Annotated in this window: 18 protein-coding genes; 11 read left to right on the top strand and 7 right to left on the bottom strand. The window is 58.1% G+C overall.

The window, feature by feature from the left end; genetic code table 11:
- Window positions 1-24: 24 nt before the first annotated feature.
- On the bottom strand, window positions 25-903 hold the full coding sequence (locus ACR3EM_RS20215) for a LysR family transcriptional regulator (RefSeq protein WP_480472520.1): 879 nt from the start codon (window positions 901-903) through the stop codon (window positions 25-27).
- A 98-nt stretch (window positions 904-1,001) separates the two neighbouring features.
- Here ACR3EM_RS20215 and ACR3EM_RS20210 point away from each other — a divergent pair, with 98 nt between their 5' ends.
- Genes ACR3EM_RS20210 through ACR3EM_RS20200 form a run of 3 tightly spaced genes read left to right on the top strand, consistent with a single transcriptional unit; the run spans window position 1,002 to window position 3,340 of the window.
- Window positions 1,002-1,868, top strand: a complete 867-nt coding sequence (locus ACR3EM_RS20210) for a phytanoyl-CoA dioxygenase family protein (RefSeq protein WP_480472518.1) — start codon at window positions 1,002-1,004, stop codon at window positions 1,866-1,868.
- Window positions 1,865-2,479 carry an HD domain-containing protein gene (locus ACR3EM_RS20205; RefSeq protein WP_480472516.1) on the top strand — a complete coding sequence of 205 codons (615 nt, stop codon included), beginning with the start codon at window positions 1,865-1,867 and terminating at the stop codon, window positions 2,477-2,479. Before ACR3EM_RS20210 ends, ACR3EM_RS20205 begins: the two co-directional genes overlap by 4 nt.
- Window positions 2,480-2,491: 12 nt before the next feature.
- Window positions 2,492-3,340, top strand: a complete 849-nt coding sequence (locus ACR3EM_RS20200; protein ID WP_480472514.1) for a 3-methyl-2-oxobutanoate hydroxymethyltransferase — start codon at window positions 2,492-2,494, stop codon at window positions 3,338-3,340.
- A gap of 22 nt (window positions 3,341-3,362) precedes the next feature.
- On the opposite strand, the gene hpaR is transcribed toward ACR3EM_RS20200, so the two are convergent.
- Window positions 3,363-3,812, bottom strand: coding sequence for a homoprotocatechuate degradation operon regulator HpaR (hpaR, locus tag ACR3EM_RS20195; protein ID WP_480472512.1), 450 nt, complete (start codon window positions 3,810-3,812; stop codon window positions 3,363-3,365).
- Window positions 3,813-3,909: 97 nt separating this feature from the next.
- On the opposite strand from hpaR, the gene ACR3EM_RS20190 reads away from it, so the two are divergent.
- Genes ACR3EM_RS20190 through hpaH form a run of 6 tightly spaced genes read left to right on the top strand, consistent with a single transcriptional unit; the run spans window position 3,910 to window position 9,319 of the window.
- Complete coding sequence (locus ACR3EM_RS20190) at window positions 3,910-4,299, top strand: 5-carboxymethyl-2-hydroxymuconate Delta-isomerase (protein ID WP_480472510.1); 390 nt, start codon at window positions 3,910-3,912, stop codon at window positions 4,297-4,299.
- Window positions 4,296-5,807 (top strand): 5-carboxymethyl-2-hydroxymuconate semialdehyde dehydrogenase, encoded by a 1,512-nt coding sequence (gene hpaE, locus ACR3EM_RS20185; protein WP_480472508.1) that lies wholly within the window; start codon window positions 4,296-4,298, stop codon window positions 5,805-5,807. Before ACR3EM_RS20190 ends, hpaE begins: the two co-directional genes overlap by 4 nt.
- Window positions 5,807-6,661: a 3,4-dihydroxyphenylacetate 2,3-dioxygenase gene (gene hpaD, locus ACR3EM_RS20180; RefSeq protein WP_480472506.1), complete on the top strand. Its 855-nt coding sequence runs from the start codon at window positions 5,807-5,809 to the stop codon at window positions 6,659-6,661. Before hpaE ends, hpaD (ACR3EM_RS20180) begins: the two co-directional genes overlap by 1 nt.
- Before the next feature lie 9 nt (window positions 6,662-6,670).
- Window positions 6,671-7,654: a 3,4-dihydroxyphenylacetate 2,3-dioxygenase gene (gene hpaD, locus ACR3EM_RS20175; protein ID WP_480472504.1), complete on the top strand. Its 984-nt coding sequence runs from the start codon at window positions 6,671-6,673 to the stop codon at window positions 7,652-7,654.
- A 13-nt stretch (window positions 7,655-7,667) separates the two neighbouring features.
- A complete protein-coding gene (locus ACR3EM_RS20170) occupies window positions 7,668-8,522 on the top strand; it encodes a fumarylacetoacetate hydrolase family protein (RefSeq protein WP_480472502.1) in 855 nt (284 codons plus the stop codon).
- Window positions 8,519-9,319 (top strand): 2-oxo-hept-4-ene-1,7-dioate hydratase, encoded by an 801-nt coding sequence (hpaH, locus tag ACR3EM_RS20165; RefSeq protein ID WP_480472500.1) that lies wholly within the window; start codon window positions 8,519-8,521, stop codon window positions 9,317-9,319. The genes ACR3EM_RS20170 and hpaH overlap by 4 nt, the downstream gene beginning before the upstream one ends.
- Here the strand turns inward: hpaH and ACR3EM_RS20160 are convergent.
- The 5 genes from ACR3EM_RS20160 to ACR3EM_RS20140 form a co-directional block, all read right to left on the bottom strand.
- Window positions 9,316-10,551 (bottom strand): Tm-1-like ATP-binding domain-containing protein, encoded by a 1,236-nt coding sequence (locus ACR3EM_RS20160; protein WP_480472498.1) that lies wholly within the window; start codon window positions 10,549-10,551, stop codon window positions 9,316-9,318. The two genes, hpaH and ACR3EM_RS20160, sit on opposite strands and share 4 nt — an antisense overlap.
- Window positions 10,552-10,573: 22 nt before the next feature.
- Window positions 10,574-12,058 (bottom strand): aldehyde dehydrogenase, encoded by a 1,485-nt coding sequence (locus tag ACR3EM_RS20155; RefSeq protein ID WP_480472496.1) that lies wholly within the window; start codon window positions 12,056-12,058, stop codon window positions 10,574-10,576.
- A gap of 6 nt (window positions 12,059-12,064) precedes the next feature.
- Window positions 12,065-13,582, bottom strand: coding sequence for a tripartite tricarboxylate transporter permease (locus ACR3EM_RS20150; RefSeq protein ID WP_480472494.1), 1,518 nt, complete (start codon window positions 13,580-13,582; stop codon window positions 12,065-12,067).
- A 12-nt stretch (window positions 13,583-13,594) separates the two neighbouring features.
- Entirely contained in the window at window positions 13,595-14,134 is a 540-nt protein-coding gene (locus tag ACR3EM_RS20145; protein ID WP_480472492.1) for a tripartite tricarboxylate transporter TctB family protein, read from the bottom strand.
- Window positions 14,135-14,198: 64 nt separating this feature from the next.
- A complete protein-coding gene (locus ACR3EM_RS20140) occupies window positions 14,199-15,146 on the bottom strand; it encodes a tripartite tricarboxylate transporter substrate binding protein (RefSeq protein ID WP_480472490.1) in 948 nt (315 codons plus the stop codon).
- Between the two features lie 117 nt (window positions 15,147-15,263).
- On the opposite strand from ACR3EM_RS20140, the gene ACR3EM_RS20135 reads away from it, so the two are divergent.
- Together ACR3EM_RS20135 and ACR3EM_RS20130 are read left to right on the top strand one after the other, a co-directional pair.
- Window positions 15,264-16,082, top strand: coding sequence for an IclR family transcriptional regulator (locus ACR3EM_RS20135; protein ID WP_480472488.1), 819 nt, complete (start codon window positions 15,264-15,266; stop codon window positions 16,080-16,082).
- A complete protein-coding gene (locus ACR3EM_RS20130; protein WP_480472486.1) occupies window positions 16,079-17,425 on the top strand; it encodes an aminotransferase class III-fold pyridoxal phosphate-dependent enzyme in 1,347 nt (448 codons plus the stop codon). Before ACR3EM_RS20135 ends, ACR3EM_RS20130 begins: the two co-directional genes overlap by 4 nt.
- The last annotated feature ends 19 nt before the right edge of the window (window positions 17,426-17,444 follow it).

The raw sequence follows: 17,444 nt of genomic DNA, 5'->3' as shown, positions 1-17,444 counted from the left end.
AATCCTATCACAGGCGATTTAGCTTCAGATCGTTTCCGAGCGCGCTTCGTTTACGACCCAGTTCCGGAAAGCCTCGGCATCAGGACTCAATTGAGCACCTGCATTCGTCAAAACATGATACTCCTCGACCCCTGCAACTTCATGGCCCGGCAAACATCGTTTCAGCCCAAACTTCCCAATCAAATCATCGCTGGCCGGAGGTCGCGCCAGTGCAATTCCACACCCTGCCCCGGCCAGAGCCAAGGCATTCAGGGTCGTGTCGACATAGTTTACCCTCGCCCGTTCCGGCAGCACATCTGCCCCGAGAACCTGCACCCAGTTTTTGCGATGATCTGCGACCTCGATCAGCATGTGATCCAAGATGTCATCCGCGTTGTGGATACGTGCCGCCAAGTCGGGGTGCGCAACCGGTATCAACGTTTCCCCAAAAAGCCGCTGAGCCTCAGTCCCCGGAGGCGGTTGCCCAAACGCGATCCAGACTTCTGCGGTCCGGGGCGGTGTTTCAGGGCGGCCCGACAGAGAATACAGCTCTAACGACACTCCCGGATGGGCTTCAAGAAATCCCGGCAGCCGCGGTGCAAGCCATCCAGCCGACAACAGCAGCGACACCCCGACAACCAGTGGCTTGGATCGAGGCGAGGACAGGACGGCGGCAGCGGCCTCCATCCGACCCAGCGACTCCCCCACAACAACCAGCAAGCTCCGCCCGGCTTCAGTAAGCGCCACACCCGCAGCTTTGCGTTCAAATAGCGGTCGCCCAAGATGCTTCTCCAGCGCCCGTATTTGCTGACTGACAGCAGGTGGCGACATGGCCAGACGTTCCGCCGCGCGGGCAAAACTACCGGTGCGCGCAGCGGCCTCGAAAACACGCAGCCAATTGAGGGATGGGATCCGTTTGCTCATGACAAAGAATAAGTTCAGCTTAACCTCTGGGGCAAGAGAAACGTCTTCTCAGATGGCACGCACCCATTAGGCTCAATCCAGCATCAAGGGAGGAAACGATGCGAGATTCGATGCCAGACTATGTCGAAAGCTACCGCGCAAACGGCTACGTCGCGGGATTACCCGTGTTTTCCGAAGATGAAGTCTCAGCGCTGCGTCAAAAAATCGAAACGCTTGAGGCAGAACATGCCGTGGGTGCAGCCGGATATGACTTAAATCAGTTTTTCCGCGTCAATGGCCATGTCGTGATCCCTCTGATGGCCGAACTTGCCAGAACACCTGCCATCCTGGACATTGTTGAAGGAATTCTGGGCCCTGACCTGCTGGCTTGGTCTGTGGAACTGTTCATCAAAGAACCACACAGCCCTCATACCGTTTCATGGCATCAGGACATCACATATTGGGGAATGGGCGAAACCGATGATGAGGTGACCGCTTGGGTCGCATTGTCCGACGTTTCAGTAAAGGCGGGCTGTATGCGCTTCATTCCCGGCAGCCACAAAGGCGGGATCGCTGACCATGAGGACACTTTTGCCGAGGACAATCTCCTGTCGCGCGGGCAATCCATTGCGGGGATCGACGAAAGCATGGCCCAACACGGATCACTGAAACCCGGCGAGATGTCCCTGCATCACGGACGCTGCTTTCACGCCTCGGGCGCCAATGGCAGCGATGATCGCCGCATCGGTCTGGCGATCCGCTATGTCACGCCTGCGGTGCGAGATCATGCGCCGGGGCGAGATTGGGCGATGCCCGTGCGCGGCGAAACCCCGGCTGGTGGCTGGGGGTGTATTGCAGGCCCACGCGGCTTGTTTCATCCTGCCGATCTGGCACTCTATCAAAAGATACTCGAGGGTCAGGCAGCGACTCTCGCCGCGGGTGCGGATCAGGCAGTCGGATTCTATGCAACTGGAGACAGCAAATGAACGAAACGGTCAGCTTCACAGCGATGAAAGACGGCACCAAGGAGGATTACGAACTTCTTGAGCGCCTCGAGAAACCCTTCCTCGCGCTGACCGCCGACCGCGTGCTGGAAGAATTGCGCCGTGCAGGTGAGGTCACTCTGGAAGGCTATCCGATCACACGTCTGCAGCACGGTTTGCAGTCAGGAACCCGTGCCCTTCGCGATGGCGTTGATATCGATTGGGTCGTGGGCGCACTGCTGCATGATATCGGCGACGGTCTGGCCCCGCAGAACCATGACCGCATGTCTGCCGAGGTAATCCGCCCCTTCGTTCGGTGGGAGGTCTCGTGGACTATCGAACATCACGGCATCTTCCAGACGCTCTATTACGGGCACCATTATGGCTGGGATCGTAACGCCCGTGATCGGTATCGCGATCACCCGTTGTTCAACACCTGTGCCGCCTTCTGCGAGCATTGGGATCAATCAAGCTTCGATCCCGATTACCCCATGGAGTCGCTGGAGTTTTTCGAACCCATGGTGCGTGAAGTGTTCGGCCGCACGGCCTATGACCCTGCCGTGATCCGCGAGGGAGAGATCACCAACCTGCCCGAACAGCTTGGCGGGAAATAAGAGATACACAGCATGAAACGTATCTACGATTTCAGTCGCAATCCGGCTGAACGAAACTTCACGGTCGCCGATCTAAAAGCGCTCAAGGGGTCGGGCCGCACGTTGTCGATGGCTAACCCGGCCAACAACGACGAACTGCAAGCCTGTGTCGACGCGGGCATTGACTTGTTCGTCGTCGGCGCGGACCAGATGGAAGACGTGCGTCGTATCGCGCCAACTCATTTTACTGGCGCGGGTTCGTCATGGGCGCAGTTTGGCTCAGATGACGAAATCATTGCGCATGCCTACGAGACCATGCGCAATGGTGCCGACATGTATTATACTCTACGGTCTTTCGACGTCATGGAGCGCATGGCCACCGATGGCATTCCTGTGCAAAGCCATATCGGTCTGATCCCGACATTCAGCCATCACTGCGGCGGGTTGCGTGGCTGGGGTCGAAAGGCCGACGAAGCCATAAAAATCTTCCAAACGCTGAAACGCATGGAGGACGTAGGCGTATTTGCTGTCGAGGCCGAGTGCATTGCAGAAGAAGTCCTGTCAGCCGTTAACACCAAGACAACGGTTGTAACGTTCTCTCTGGGCTCGGGGAACGCCGGAGATGCGGTATTCTCATTTGTCGCAGATATCTGTGGCGAATCCAGCGAAGAGGAGACCCCTCCAAAACATGCGCATGCGTTTGGCAATGTCGGGCGGTTGCATAAACAAATTCATCAGGAGCGCGTTGCTGCATTGTCCGAATTTCACAACGAAGTCACTGCGGGTCACTTTCCATATCCGGCGACCAATATCGGCATGCTGGACGGCGAGCATGAGAAATTCCTCGAAGCTTTGGACAAATGGCGTCCGACGCATGAATAGCTGTGATCGTATGTCAAAAACTCTAAGCTTGGATCAGTCTTTCTAACAGGTCCAGCAGCTGTTCGTATTCTTCGTCGCCAAGGGTTTCCCGGAACTGGGCGGCGATACGGGCACCTTCTTCAATATTGTCGTCAATGATGGCCTGCCCCTTGGGCAGAAGTGAGATGATCTGCCGTCTTCGATCATCCGGATCGGATTGACGCAGGATATACTCTTTCTCGGACATGGACTGCAGAATGCGCGTAACACTTGGCGCTAACAGTCCCGCGCGCCCGGCCAGTGCGGTGGCATCAACTGGCCCCCATTCATCCAGCACGCGGAGGATGCGCCATTGCTGCTCGGTCAGCCCGGAATCTTGCAACATGGCGCGGATCGGGGCCATTACAGATTCCCGCGCTCGGATCAGGGAAATCGGCAGAGACCGCGTAGTGGGTGGCAACTCATGTGCCTTGGAGTAAGCTTTTTTGCGCATGGCCCTGCTTAACATTGTTATCATGTTAATAAAAGAGCTTGACTCGAGGGATGTCATTTATTTATCGTGTGAATTATTAACATGACAAGGAAAACATGTGCCGCACTTTCAGATCGATTATTCGGGAAATCTTGAAAAGATCGTCGATATGACCGGTCTGTGTGAATGTATTCGCGCCACCGCTACCGGAATTGAGACCTTCCCGATGGCCGGTATCCGCGTGCGGGCCATACGGGTCGATCACTATGCCATTGCCGATGGCGATCCGCAGCACGGGTTCATCGACATCTCGGTCCGCCTGCGCGCAGGTCGTGCAGATGACGTAAAGCGAGCGGCGACCAAGGCTCTGTTTGACGCCGTGACGGAATTTTTGGCCCCGGCCATGAAAGGCCACTCGATCGCCGTGTCGCTTGAGATGCGCGATATCGACCCCGAACTGTCGCCTAAAACAGGCACAACCCGAGATCACCTGAGGAGTGCAGAATGACAGCACTGAGCCAGAATATTGAGAAGCTGAACGAGTTTTTGGCCCGGTTCCAAGCAGATGGCGTCAAGAACCGCGTCGCGGGTGAGGATCGGGACGGATCGGGCGGCGTTTTCCAGACGACCTCCCCCGTAGATAAATCGGTGATCTGTGATGTCGCGCGCGGCAATGCGCAGGATGTCGACGCCGCAGCCTGCGCAGCCGCAGACGCCTTCCCGGAATGGCGCGACATGCCCGCACCCCAGCGGCGGCGTATTCTGCTGAACATCGCCGACGCCATCGAGGCGCGCGCCGAAGAAATTGCTCTGTGCGAGTGCTGGGATACCGGGCAAGCATATAAGTTCATGTCCAAGGCCGCTCTGCGCGGGGCTGAGAACTTTCGGTATTTCGCCGATCAGGTCGTTCAGGCGCGTGACGGGCAGCACCTGAAATCCCCGACCCTGATGAATGTCACGACCCGCGTTCCAATTGGTCCGGTGGGTGTCATCACACCCTGGAACACACCATTTATGTTGTCGACCTGGAAGATCGCTCCGGCACTGGCCGCGGGCTGTACGGTCGTCCACAAACCCGCCGAGGCGAGCCCCCTGACCGCCCGTCTACTGGTTGAAATAGCCGAAGAGGCCGGGTTGCCCAAAGGTGTTCTGAACACCGTCAACGGATTTGGTGAGGACGCGGGCAAGGCGCTGTGCGAACATCCCAAGATCCGTGCCATCGCCTTTGTCGGCGAAAGCCGGACCGGTAGCCTGATCACCAAGCAAGGGGCAGATACGCTCAAACGCAACCATCTGGAGCTTGGCGGCAAGAACCCCGTGATCGTCTTTGAAGACGCCGATCTGGAGCGCGCATTGGATGCGGTGATCTTTATGATCTACTCGATCAATGGCGAGCGCTGCACATCCTCGTCGCGTCTTCTGGTTCAGGACACAATCCGCGCAGACTTTGAGGCCAAGCTGGTCGAACGTGTAAATAACATTCGCGTTGGACACCCACTGGATCCCGCGACCGAGATCGGTCCGCTGGTGACCGAAGAGCACTTCAACAAAGTCACCTCATATTTCGATATCGCCAGACAGGACGGCGCGACCGTGGCCGCCGGCGGTGAGGTGGTCGGAGATGCAGGCTATTTCGTGCGACCTACCCTTTTCACCGACGCAACCAACCAGATGCGCATCGCGCGGGAAGAGATCTTTGGCCCCGTCCTGACCTCAATCCCCTTCACGACTGAAGAAGAGGCGCTGAACATCGCCAATGACACGCCCTATGGTCTGACCGGCTATGTCTGGACCAACGACCTGACCCGTGCACTGCGGTTTACTGACAGGCTCGAAGCGGGGATGATTTGGGTGAACTCCGAAAACGTGCGGCACCTGCCGACCCCGTTTGGTGGCGTCAAAGCCAGCGGCATCGGGCGCGATGGCGGCGACTGGTCGTTCGAATTCTATATGGAGCAGAAACACATCGGCTTCGCCACCGGTCAGCACAAGATCACCCGGTTGGGGGCAAGCTGATGGGAGAGTTCGTTCTTGCCGCGAAGATGACCCACGTCCCGACCCTGTTGATGTCGGAACAGGAAGGCCCGATCAAAGGCAAGCGTCAGGCCGCGATTGATGGTCACCGGGAAATCGCGCGCCGCGCCAAGGCTTTGGGCGCCACCACCGTGATCATCTGCGACACACATTGGGTGATCAATGCCGGGTTCCATATCAATGCAAATGCACGTTTCGAGGGGCTGTTCACCTCGAACGAATTCCCACAGTTCATCCAGAACCTACCTTATGCCTACAACGGCAACCCCGAGATGGGTGATGCGATTGCAAAGATCGCATCGGACAAAGGCGTATATACCTTGGCGCATCACCTCAACAGTCTGGAACTGGAATACGGCACGCTGGTCCCGATGCGTTTCATGAGCCGCGAACATGAAATGAAGGTAGTCTCGGTCGCAGCATGGGCCACGGTCCACGATCATGACGAAAGCCGCGTGATCGGAGAGGCCATTCGGGAAGCGGTTGAGGCTTCAGACGAAAAGGTTCTTCTGGTTGCCAGCGGATCACTCAGCCATAAAATCTGGGCCAATAAGGACTACGCTGCCAACAACGGTACTTTCACCATCAGTTCCGAGTTCAACCGTCAAGTTGACCTGCATGTCCTTGAGATGTGGAAGAGCGGCGATCACGCAACCTTCCTGAAGATGTTGGGCGATTATGCCAATTTCTGCTGCGGCGAGGGGTCGATGCACGACACAGCGATGCTCTACGGCGCGTTGGGCTGGGATCAATACACCGGCAAATGCGAGGTGGTGACCGAGTATTTCCCGTCTTCGGGCACAGGCCAGACCAACGTCATTTTTCCCGTTCAATAGGAGGCCGCGGTGCCCGTTCCTGCCCCTAATCTCTATCCCGATTTCAACACCATCCGCCTGAGCCATGTTTGCCTGAATGTCAGCGATCTGGCGGCCTCTCGGGCCTTTTATGTCGATATGTTCGGCCTGCAAGTCAGCGAAGAGACCGACGGCCACATCTACCTGCGCGCGCTCGAAGAGCGAGGGCACCATTCGGTTATTTTGCAGAAATCCGACCAACCCGGCACGGTCGAGGTTATGGGCTTCAAGGTCTTTGATGAGACGGATCTGGATCGAGCCGAAGCATGGTTTCAGGCCAAAGATCGTCCGACTCAATGGATCGAACGCCCGCATCAGGGCCGCACCCTGCTCACCTCGGATCATATCGGCATTCCGCTGGAGTTCTATCACAAGATGGACCGCCTGCCTCCGATCCATCAGGAATATGCCCGCTATCATGGCGTCCGGCCTCTGCGGATCGATCATTTCAACTGTTTCAGCCCGAATGTGGATGACAGTGTGGCGTTCTACAGCGAAATGGGCTTTCGCGTCACCGAATATACCGAAGATGAGGACAGCACGCGCCTGTGGGCGGCGTGGCTGCACCGCAAGGGCGGCGTGCATGACATGGCCTTCACAAACGGCATGGGTCCACGGATGCATCACGTCGCATTTTGGGTCGCGAACCCGCTGCATATCATCGATCTGCTCGATGTGATGTCGACCACCGGCTATGTGGACAGCATCGAACGTGGTCCTGGCCGGCACGGCATCTCTAACGCCTTTTTCCTCTATATCCTCGACCCCGACGGCCATCGGATCGAGATTTACAGCTCGGATTACCAAACCGTCGACCCGGATCACGAACCGTTGAAATGGGACCTCAAAGACCCACAGCGGCAAACACTTTGGGGTGCCCCTGCCCCGCGCAGCTGGTTCGAGCATGGAACCGAGTTTGTCGGCACATCGGTTCAGGACCCCGACCTGAACGCCACCCCAATCATTGCGCCCTGAAATGGAGACACCAATGCGATTTGCCAGCTTCTCTGCGCAAGATGAGCAGTTCTATGGCGCCATCACGGATGCCGGAGCCATCGCTCTGAACGCAGCTTTCCCTGAGTGGCCGACCCTGTTCGATGCGGTCTGCGCCGGGGGGTTAGGCGATCTCGGGCGCGCTGCCGAAAGCGCTGCGGTCACGCACACGGATTTTACTTATGACATGGTTCTGCCCGACGCGCGGCGCATCCTGTGTGTTGGCGTGAATTTCCCGGATCGGAATGCAGAATACAAAGATGGCAGTGCCCAGCCACAGAACATGTCTCTGTTTCCGCGCTTTGCCAGTGGCTTCACAGGCCATGATCGCCCGCTGATCCGCCCCCCGGAAAGCCACCAACTGGACTATGAAGGCGAAGTGGCGATCGTCATTGGCAAAGGTGGCCGCCGCATTCCTCAGGCTCAGGCCTATGATCACATCGCTGCGCTGACCCTGTGCAACGAGGGCACCATCCGGGATTGGGTGCGGCATGCCAAGTTCAATGTCACCCAAGGCAAGAACTGGGACCGGTCCGGCGCGATGGGCCCATGGCTGGTGCCTTTCACCGATCCGGCCCAGTTGGACGACGCGCGCATCATCACCCGTGTGAACGGAGAGGTGCGTCAGGATGATTTCCTGTCGCGCATGATGTTCCCGATCCGGCGCGAGATCGAGTACATTTCAACCTTCATGACCCTGCAGCCGGGCGACATGATCGTCACCGGCACGCCTTCGGGTGCTGGTGCGCGGTTCGATCCCCCACGCTTTCTGAAACCCGGAGATGTGGTCGAGGTCGAGGTTGAAGGCATCGGCCTGCTGCGCAACGGCATCGAGGACGAGACCGTATGACCCCACAGGACTACGCCGAAGCCGCCGCTGATCTGCTCGCAGCAGAGCGTAACCGCCAGCAAATCGGATTGCTCAGCCTGCGTCACCCTGAGATGGCGATGGATGATGCCTATGCGGTGCAGAACGCGATCTATCGCGCCAAGCTGGCCGAGGGTCGCACGGTGATCGGCTGGAAGATCGGGCTGACCTCGAAAGCGATGCAATATGCGCTGAATATCGACATTCCTGACAGTGGCATCCTGTTCGATGACATGCTGTTTGAGAATGGCGCGACCATTCCAAAGGGGCGGTTCATCCAGCCCCGTATCGAAGCTGAGATCGCTTTTGTGATGAGGGATGCCATTAGTGGAGCAGATGTCACCCGCGAACAGGTTCTAGCGGCAACGGATTATGTGGCCCCATCGCTTGAAATCCTCGATACTCGAATTCAGCGCGTGGACCCGGAAACCGGTAAAGCGCGCACTGTATTTGACACGATTAGCGACAATGCAGCCAATGCAGGCATCGTTTTGGGTGCTGAACGGCACGCAGTTGATGCGTTTGACCTCCGCTGGGTCGGAGCACTGACCTTCCGCAACGGTGAGATCGAAGAGACGGGTCTTGGCGCAGGTGTGCTAAACGATCCGGTCGAAAGCGTCGTCTGGCTGGCACGGCGCATGGCGCAATATGGGCAGAGTATCGAACCCGGTCAGGTCATTCTGTCTGGCAGTTTCATTCGGCCAGTCGAATGCCCATCCGGCACCGAAATTCACTCTGATTTCGGTCCCTTCGGCGGCGTTGATATCCGTTTCGCCTAAGGGGTGGCCACCACCCCTTGCGCGCACCAGTTGTCGAATATGCGCAAGGCTTCCTCGGCAAAACTCACGTCGTTTATATGCGCTTCGATCTTATACAAATCGACATTGGACGGGGCTGCGGCTGCAAGCTCCGACAAGAAGCTGTCGAGACCTGCCTTGTCATGCAGATCTGCCCCTTCCCGGTCCCATTCACCCAGTCCCAACATTGGCAGCAGCAGCGCGACCGGGCCGGTTGCAGTGGCCAATTGCCGTGCATGCGCCCGTGCGACTTCTCGACGTTCTTCCGTGTCCAACACGACAGAAGTCAGCAACCGGTTATGAGCATGATGCGGGTGATCCGCCCATTTCTCGGGCATCGGTTGCCAGCCCACGATATCAACCAGGTCATAGCAGCCAGGCGCCACAATTTGCGGTATGCCGTTCAGCCCCGCATGGGTTAATCGCCCCTCACCCGCCGAGATATTCGATCCGTTGATGTGATTGCCCAGCTCCTGCGTGCAAAAGTCGAAAACGCACGCGAACGCTCCCTGTTCTGCGAGGCTTTCAAACGCGCGACCGCCCATCCCGGTTGCGTGGAAAACGGCCACTTCATAGCCCCGCGCCTCAAGCGCAGGTTTCAGCGGCACCATGTATTTCAGCGCGGATTTCCCGAGCGAGGTCATCCCTATCAGCGGTTTCTGCCGATCCGGCGGCACCACGGCTCGCGCAGCGCCCAGAACCGCACCAGCCGCCTGGCTGAGCGACGCCTTGCAGACCGAGTTCAGCCCATAAAGCCCTCCGGCCCACAGGATCATCTGCGTATCTGCGGCCAGCCGATCTGCCGGGATCAACGGCGAGAACGACACCGTGGACACGATGTATTTCGGCACTCCCAAAGGCACTGCGGCGCACACATCCAGCGCCAAATCGGTTCCCATCGTACCACCCAGCACGATCACGCCGTCAAATTTGTCTTCTTGGTACAAACGCGCGGTCAGTAATGCCGCGCCGTTCGACATGATTTGCATCGCATGGTTTTCATCGCCCGAGGCGATGGCGGCGTCGATCGAACTGCCACCTTCTTCGGCCACATCGTGCTTGGAGTAATCCGTCGCCTCAGAAGGATCGCCCAGAACCGAGACATCCATCGTCAGCACGCGACCACCCTGATCGCGGATCACACCGGACAGAAAACCCAACTCATCATCCTTGGTGTCGAACGTGCCGACTACGAGAATGGTTTTGTCCGCCATGGCGTTCTCCTTCCGCAATGGATTACAGCTTGATCCACGCTGTTTTGAGGTTGATGTATTTCTCGATGGCGTGCAGGGACTTGTCGTGCCCATTGCCCGACTGTCCGATGCCACCCAGCGGCACGGTCCCGTCCGCGCCCCCATAGGTATTCACATGCATCACACCGGTACGCACGGAACGCACCATCTTGTGGGCACGCGACAGGTTTGAGGTCCAGACCGCACCCGCAAGCCCGTAGACCGTTGAATTCGCGATCCGCACCGCGTCTTCTTCTGACTTAAAGGATGTCACACCCAACACCGGGCCAAAGACTTCTTTTTGGGCCAGCGTCGTCTCAGGCCTCACCCCGGCAACAACGGTGGGAGCCATAAAATAGCCGCCTGTCTCCTGCAAAATGCGATCGCCGCCGGTGATCACCTCACCACCTTCTGCGCGCGCGGTTTCGACGAAGCCAAGATTCTGCGCCAGTTGAGTTTCAGAATTCACCGCCCCAATGGCTGTCTCTAACGACAACGGGTCCCCGACGCGCATCGCTTGTGCCGCTTTGGAAACTGCAGCCACGAAATCATCATGGATGCTGGCCTCAACCAACAGACGTGATCCTGCCACACAAACCTGACCGGCATTGCGGAAGATACCCGCCGCCGCGACCTTGGCGGCCTGATCCAGATCGGGCGCATCCGCAAAAACGATGTTGGGAGATTTGCCGCCGAGCTCCAGATAGACCCGTTTCATGTTCGATCGCGCGGCATATTCCATCAGTCGCCGCCCCGTCGCACCCGAACCGGTGAAGACAAGCGCGTCGACATCCATCGACAGGCCCATCGCTTCACCCACCACCGCACCTTCGCCGGTCACCGCATTCAACACACCCGGCGGCAAACCGGCCTCATGCGCCAGCTCCACCATACGCATCAACGACAATGAGGCCGTCTCGGCCGGTTTCAGAACAACTGAATTGCCCATGGCCAAAGCAGGGCCCAGTTTCCACGCGCCAATCATCAGCGGGAAGTTCCACGGGATGATCGCACCAACAACGCCCACCGGTTCCTTGTGGATCATACCCAGAATATCGCCCGGTGTTGGGGCCACCTCGCCGTAAATCTTGTCGAGCGCTTCCGCATAATACCGTATCGTACCGGCAGCCGAGCCCGGCTCGGCCTTCAGGGCCATACCAATCTCTGTGCCGTTGTCACGCACCCCCAGCACAGCAAGCTCCAGAGCGTTCGCCTCGATCAGATCCGCCCATTTCAGCAGTACCTTCTTGCGTGCTGCTGGGGGCTGACCGGCCCATCGCCCATCCTCAAACGATGCTCGTGCCGCAGCGATGGCGGTCTCCATATCCTGCCGAGTGCCTCTTGCGACAGTGGTCAGAACCTGCCCGTTAAGCGGTGATATCACGTCCATCACCGCGCCGTCCGAAGCTGCGACATGCTTTCCGTTGATCAGGTGAGTGAACGCCGGAACCGGTTGTGTGCGCAGGGCGTCGATCGAGGATTGGTCCATCATATTCTACCGTTGTTGGCTGTCGTGCAGATCGTGGTCCTCATCCGGCAAATGCGCGCGGTATTCCTTGATCAGGGTCCGCACGTGGATCGCCAGAACAAGCACGATGATGACAAACAGAATGAAAGAAATCGGCCGGTCGATCATATCCAGAGGTGTCTTGAGGCGCGGCAGAGCCGAACGCAGCTTGACCTCCATGATGCCGCCCAGAACCATGCCCAGAATGATCGGAACAATCGGCAGGTTGAGCCGCTTGAGCACCAGACCCAACACTCCAAATCCGGCAGCGATCATGCAATCGCTCAGCGAATTGCGCAGTGAATAAACGCCGACGAAGGACAAAAGCAGGATCATCACACCCAGAAACCGGGTTGGTACGCGGATAATCTTGGTCAGCAGATTGGTCGAAAACAGCAGAAACACCATGACGATCACGTTGAGCAGGATCAGCGCGAGGTAGAGCCCGTAGACCAGATCAATGTTGTTCTGGAACAGCTGCGGCCCAGGGATCACGTTATGGACATAAAAGACCGACAGCATCATCGCCGTCAGCGCCTCACCCGGAATACCCAGCGCCAACAAGGGGATCATCGCCGCTGCCGGAACAGCGTTATTAGCCGCCTCCGAGGCGATCAGGCCTTCGGGTGAACCTTTGCCGAACGCATCGGGGTCTTTTGAGGTTTTCTGCGCGTAGGTGTAGCTCATGAATTGGGCAGTGAACTCTCCGGTGCCCGGGATCATCCCCAGAACGACGCCAAAGCCTGAGGCGACCGTAGCGACACGCTTGTGACCCAACAGCTCTTTGATTCCGGCGGTCATGCGACCCGTGATCGGTTTGGCGTCCGGGCTATTGTCCGGGGCGGTCAGCAGGAAGAACGCCTGGCTGAGGGCGAACAGCCCCAGAACCACAACGATCAGATTGACGCCCGAACTGAGGAAGCTGAATCCGAACGTGTAACGCTGAGTATAGGTGACCGAATCCAGCCCAACGGTCTGCAGAAATATCCCGAACATCGCGAGCATTCCGGCGGCAAATATCTGGCCACGATGGGCCAGGATAACCAGAATGATACCCAACAGCGCAGCCAGAAAGATCTCGCGGCTACCAAACATCGGCGCAACAAGGGCGAGTACAGGCGACAGCAGGATGAGGCACAGGATGCCGAAAATCCCACCCCAGAACGATGCGCTATAGGCCAGCGAAACGGCACGATGCGCCTGCCCATTCCGCGTCATCGGATAACCGTCGTAGGAGGTCAGCGCGTTGACGGCTGTCCCCGGCGTGTTGATCAGAACTGCTGGGATCGCGCCCCCATACATGGATGAGCCATAGATCCCCAATAGCATCGTCAAACCCACAATCGGGTCCAGCGAGAAGGTTGCGGGCAGCAGGATCGCAATGGCCACCGCAGGGCCAACACCGGGGATGGCACCGATGATCACACCGCCGATCGAGCCGACGAATAGGGCCAAGATCACATCCCATCGGGCCAGCATTTCGGCCCCGGCAAGCAGGTTTTCCATTCGCGGCTCCGATCAGAAATAGGTCAGCATGATCTGACGCAGCCCATCCGGCAGGGCCTCATAAATCCTGCCCGCGGGGATTTTCACCTGCAGGAAGGTTTTGAACAAAACAACGATGACAACCGCGCTGGCAACGGCGGCTCCAATCGCAGCCGTGCTACGATATCCGACGCGCAGCACCAACAGGATCGAGAAGACTATGGTTGTCGGCAGGTATCCCAAAATCGGTACGGCCATCGCATAGACCACGAACCATCCCGCATATTCCAAGGCGCAGAACCATAGCCATACCTCGCGCCAACGGTCGCCAATCCGTTCCGATAAGGCTGAACCCAGAAGGTGCAGAGCCGCGAAACCGACCATCCCGATCAGAGAAACTGCGGGCCAGAACCGAGGTTGCGCAGCCAGTTTCTGCCCGCCGCGCCATGCGGTTTGATCCCACAGCTGCGTCAGCAGAAACACCGAAACGGCCAGCGCGAGCCATGCAAATACGATATCACCGGGACGGCGATAACGCTTGAACAATGCTTGAAGAGTTCTGACCCGGGACATCCTCGCCCTCGTCCGTTTGGGAAGCTTCAGGCCGGGCGTTCAACCCGGCCCACTGGCTGTGCGATCAGTTACCGCTCAGCATACCTTCGATGCGCGCCATGGTCTCGATGTCGGACTGGATCTGGCCCACCACATCATCGGCTGGCTGCCAGTAAACGGCGGCTCCGGTTTCGGCGGCCAGCTTTTGGGCGCGTTCAGACTGCATGGTCTTTTCGGCCACGGCGATGATCTTATCGCGTGCCTCCTGTGGCGTGTCCTTGTGGACAAACAAACCATTCCACAGCGATACAGCCAGATCAGGGGCCAGTTCGGCTACGGTCGGAGTGTCCGGTGTCAGCGGAATACGCTCTGACCCGATCGAAGCCAGCACTTTAACACTGTCGAGGCAGGGAAGGATCAGTTGCAGCGTGGTGTTGATCACATCCACATCGCCCGAGGCCAGCGTGTTGCAATCCAGCGCATCAAAGGCGGCGTCGGAGGCGTAAGAAAAGCCCATCTCTTTCGCCAGCCCCAGTGTTACCTGCGTTGGCACCAGCGGCGCGCCGAAATGGCCAAGCACCACGTCGTTGCCGCCAGCATATTCCGCCAGACCCGCCATATCGTCATAGGGCGCATCACCCGATGTGGCGATTACGAAGGGATAGGTCAGAAAGTTGCCCAGCGGCACGAACGGATCGGGGTTCAGTTCGGGAATGCCGATCTGCGGACCGACGACCGGGATCGCAATCAGGAATGATCCAACCGTGTAGCCATCGGCGGGCGCATTCGCGACTTCGATCGCTCCGGGGAATGGACCGCCACCACCGCCCGGCTTGTTCACAACCGCCGCAGGCACACCGTATTCGGCCTGAAAGTCCTCGGCGATCATGCGCGTCAGGACATCTTCAAGATCGCCCGGAGGCCACGGAACCACAAACTCGACGGGCTTTTCCGGATATTCGGCCAGCGCAGCCCCTGTGACGGCGGCCATGGCCAGCGCCGTCGCGGACAGTGTTTTTGCAATCTTTGACATGAACGTCTCCCTGGTGTGGTTATTGTGGTTCATATTTTGAACCGTTGTTTCAAAAAAGGTTGCCATGTTAATCGCAATCTGTCAAACTTTTTTGGAAGCAACCAAGAACAGGCCCAAATGTCCTCTGCCTCAAAAACCCTGCAATTGCTGGAACACTTCTCTCCTGACCGGCCTGAGATCGGGCTGTCGCAACTCTGCAGATTGGCAGGGCGCGACAAGGCTACGACCTATCGATATCTTCAGGCTCTGGAAGAGGTTGGATTTATTGAGCAAAATCCCGGCACCAAACAATACCGTCTTGGACCTGCTTTGCTGCAACTGGCGCAGACCAGAGAGTTGACCGTACCTCGCAAGGCCGGGGTCGAGGCCCCGCTGCGCGCGCTTGCGGACGCGACCGGAGAAACCTCACATGTCTCGGTCCTGTCAGGCAAAACGCTCTATAAGCTCATGGCGCACGAATCGCCCCGCCACAGCATTCGTGTCATCATCGACATCCAAACCTTTCCATTGCATGCGACAGCCTCAGGCCTGTGCGCGCTGGCCTTCGGACCCGAGGATTTGCTGGAGGTGGCAAATGCCGACTTGGCCGCATTCACTTCTGCCACCATGACGGATCCCGACACGCTGCACGCTGCCATTCAGAAAACTCGCGCCTGTGGCTTTGGTAAATCCGAGGGCAGCCTTGAGGCGGATGTCCACAGCCTCGCCGCGCCGCTCTTCGATCAGGCAGGGCAATTTGCGGGTGCCGTTTCCGCTGCAAGCGTCGCCACACGTTTCACACCCGAGCTTGAACATCAGATTCAAACGCACCTGATCACCGCCAGCCGGACTATCACACATAATTGGGGCGGCGCCGTCCCAACTCAAATCGAGCAGGCCTGGTCGACAGGCCGAGACCCCTCACGAGACCTTCAGGAATTGGAACCCACCCGATGAAAGACTCGAATTTTCTCAAGGAACACAACGGCCGCCTGATGTGGCATCCGATGACCTCGCCGCAGGACAGTATCGACACGCCGCCCAAGATCATCACCGGGTCCGAGGGGGTTTCGATTACCGACATAGACGGTCACACCGTCGTCGACGCGGTCGGCGGCCTGTGGAACGTCAATCTGGGCTACTCCTGCCAACCGGTGAAAGACGCAATTGCGGCGCAGCTGCAGAAACTGCCCTATTATTCGACTTTCCGCGGGGCCTCGAACGATGCCGCGATCGAGCTGTCCTATGAACTGTCCGAATTCTTTGCACCAGACGGGATGACACGGGCGTTTTTCACGTCTGGCGGATCAGATTCAGTCGAAACCGCTCTGCGCCTGTCACGTCAGTATCACAAGCTGCGGGGCGAGCCGGGACGCATCAAGTTTCTAAGCCTGAAGAAAGGGTATCACGGCACCCATATGGGCGGGGCGAGTGTAAACGGCAATGCCAATTTCCGCACCGCTTACGAGCCGCTGCTGCCCGGCTGCTACCATATTCCAGCGCCCTATACATATCGCAACCCGTTCAACGAAAGCGACCCCGAGCAACTGGCCCAGCTTTGCGCCGCAGCCCTGGAGGATGAGATCGCATTTCAGGGCGCGGGCACCATCGCCGCGATGATTATGGAGCCTATTCTGGGCGCGGGCGGGGTGATCCCTCCGCACAAATCCTTCGCACCGATGGTGCGGGAGATCTGCGATCGTCACGGCATCCTGCTGATCACCGATGAGGTCATCACCGCTTATGGTCGTACCGGAGCCTGGTCAGGCGCACGCCTTTGGGGCATTCAGCCCGACATCATGTGCACGGCGAAAGCGATCACCAACGGGTTCTTCCCGTTTGGCGCGGTCATGCTTGGTGACAAGTTGGTTGACGTGTTCGAAGGCAATCCAAATGCCAAGATCGGCCACGGATACACCTATTCCGGTCACCCGGTAGGTGCCGCGGCCGCGCTGGCCTGTCTTGCCGAAACAAAGCGCCTGAATGTCACAGAAAATGCTGCTGCGCGCGGCACTCAGTTGTATGAAGGCTGCAAAGCGCTGCAGCAAAAGTATGACTTAATCGGAGACGTACGCGGCGGGCATGGTCTGATGACAGCCATTGAAATGGTAAGCGACCGGGGCACCAAAAAACCTATCGACGCGGCAACAGCCAGCAAGGTGCAGGAAGTCGCGTATGACTCAGGCGCCATGATCCGGGTGTCCGGCCCCAACCTGATCCTGTCGCCACCGCTGGTTTTGTCTGAACAGGAAGCAGACACAATCCTGTCGGCACTGGAGGCTGGTTTCCGCGCTGTCTAACAGGCGTTCATCGGTTTGC

The sequence above is a fragment of the Ruegeria sp. AH3 genome (genome assembly GCF_056536265.1).
This window is presented reverse-complemented; position numbering and strand designations above follow the sequence as displayed.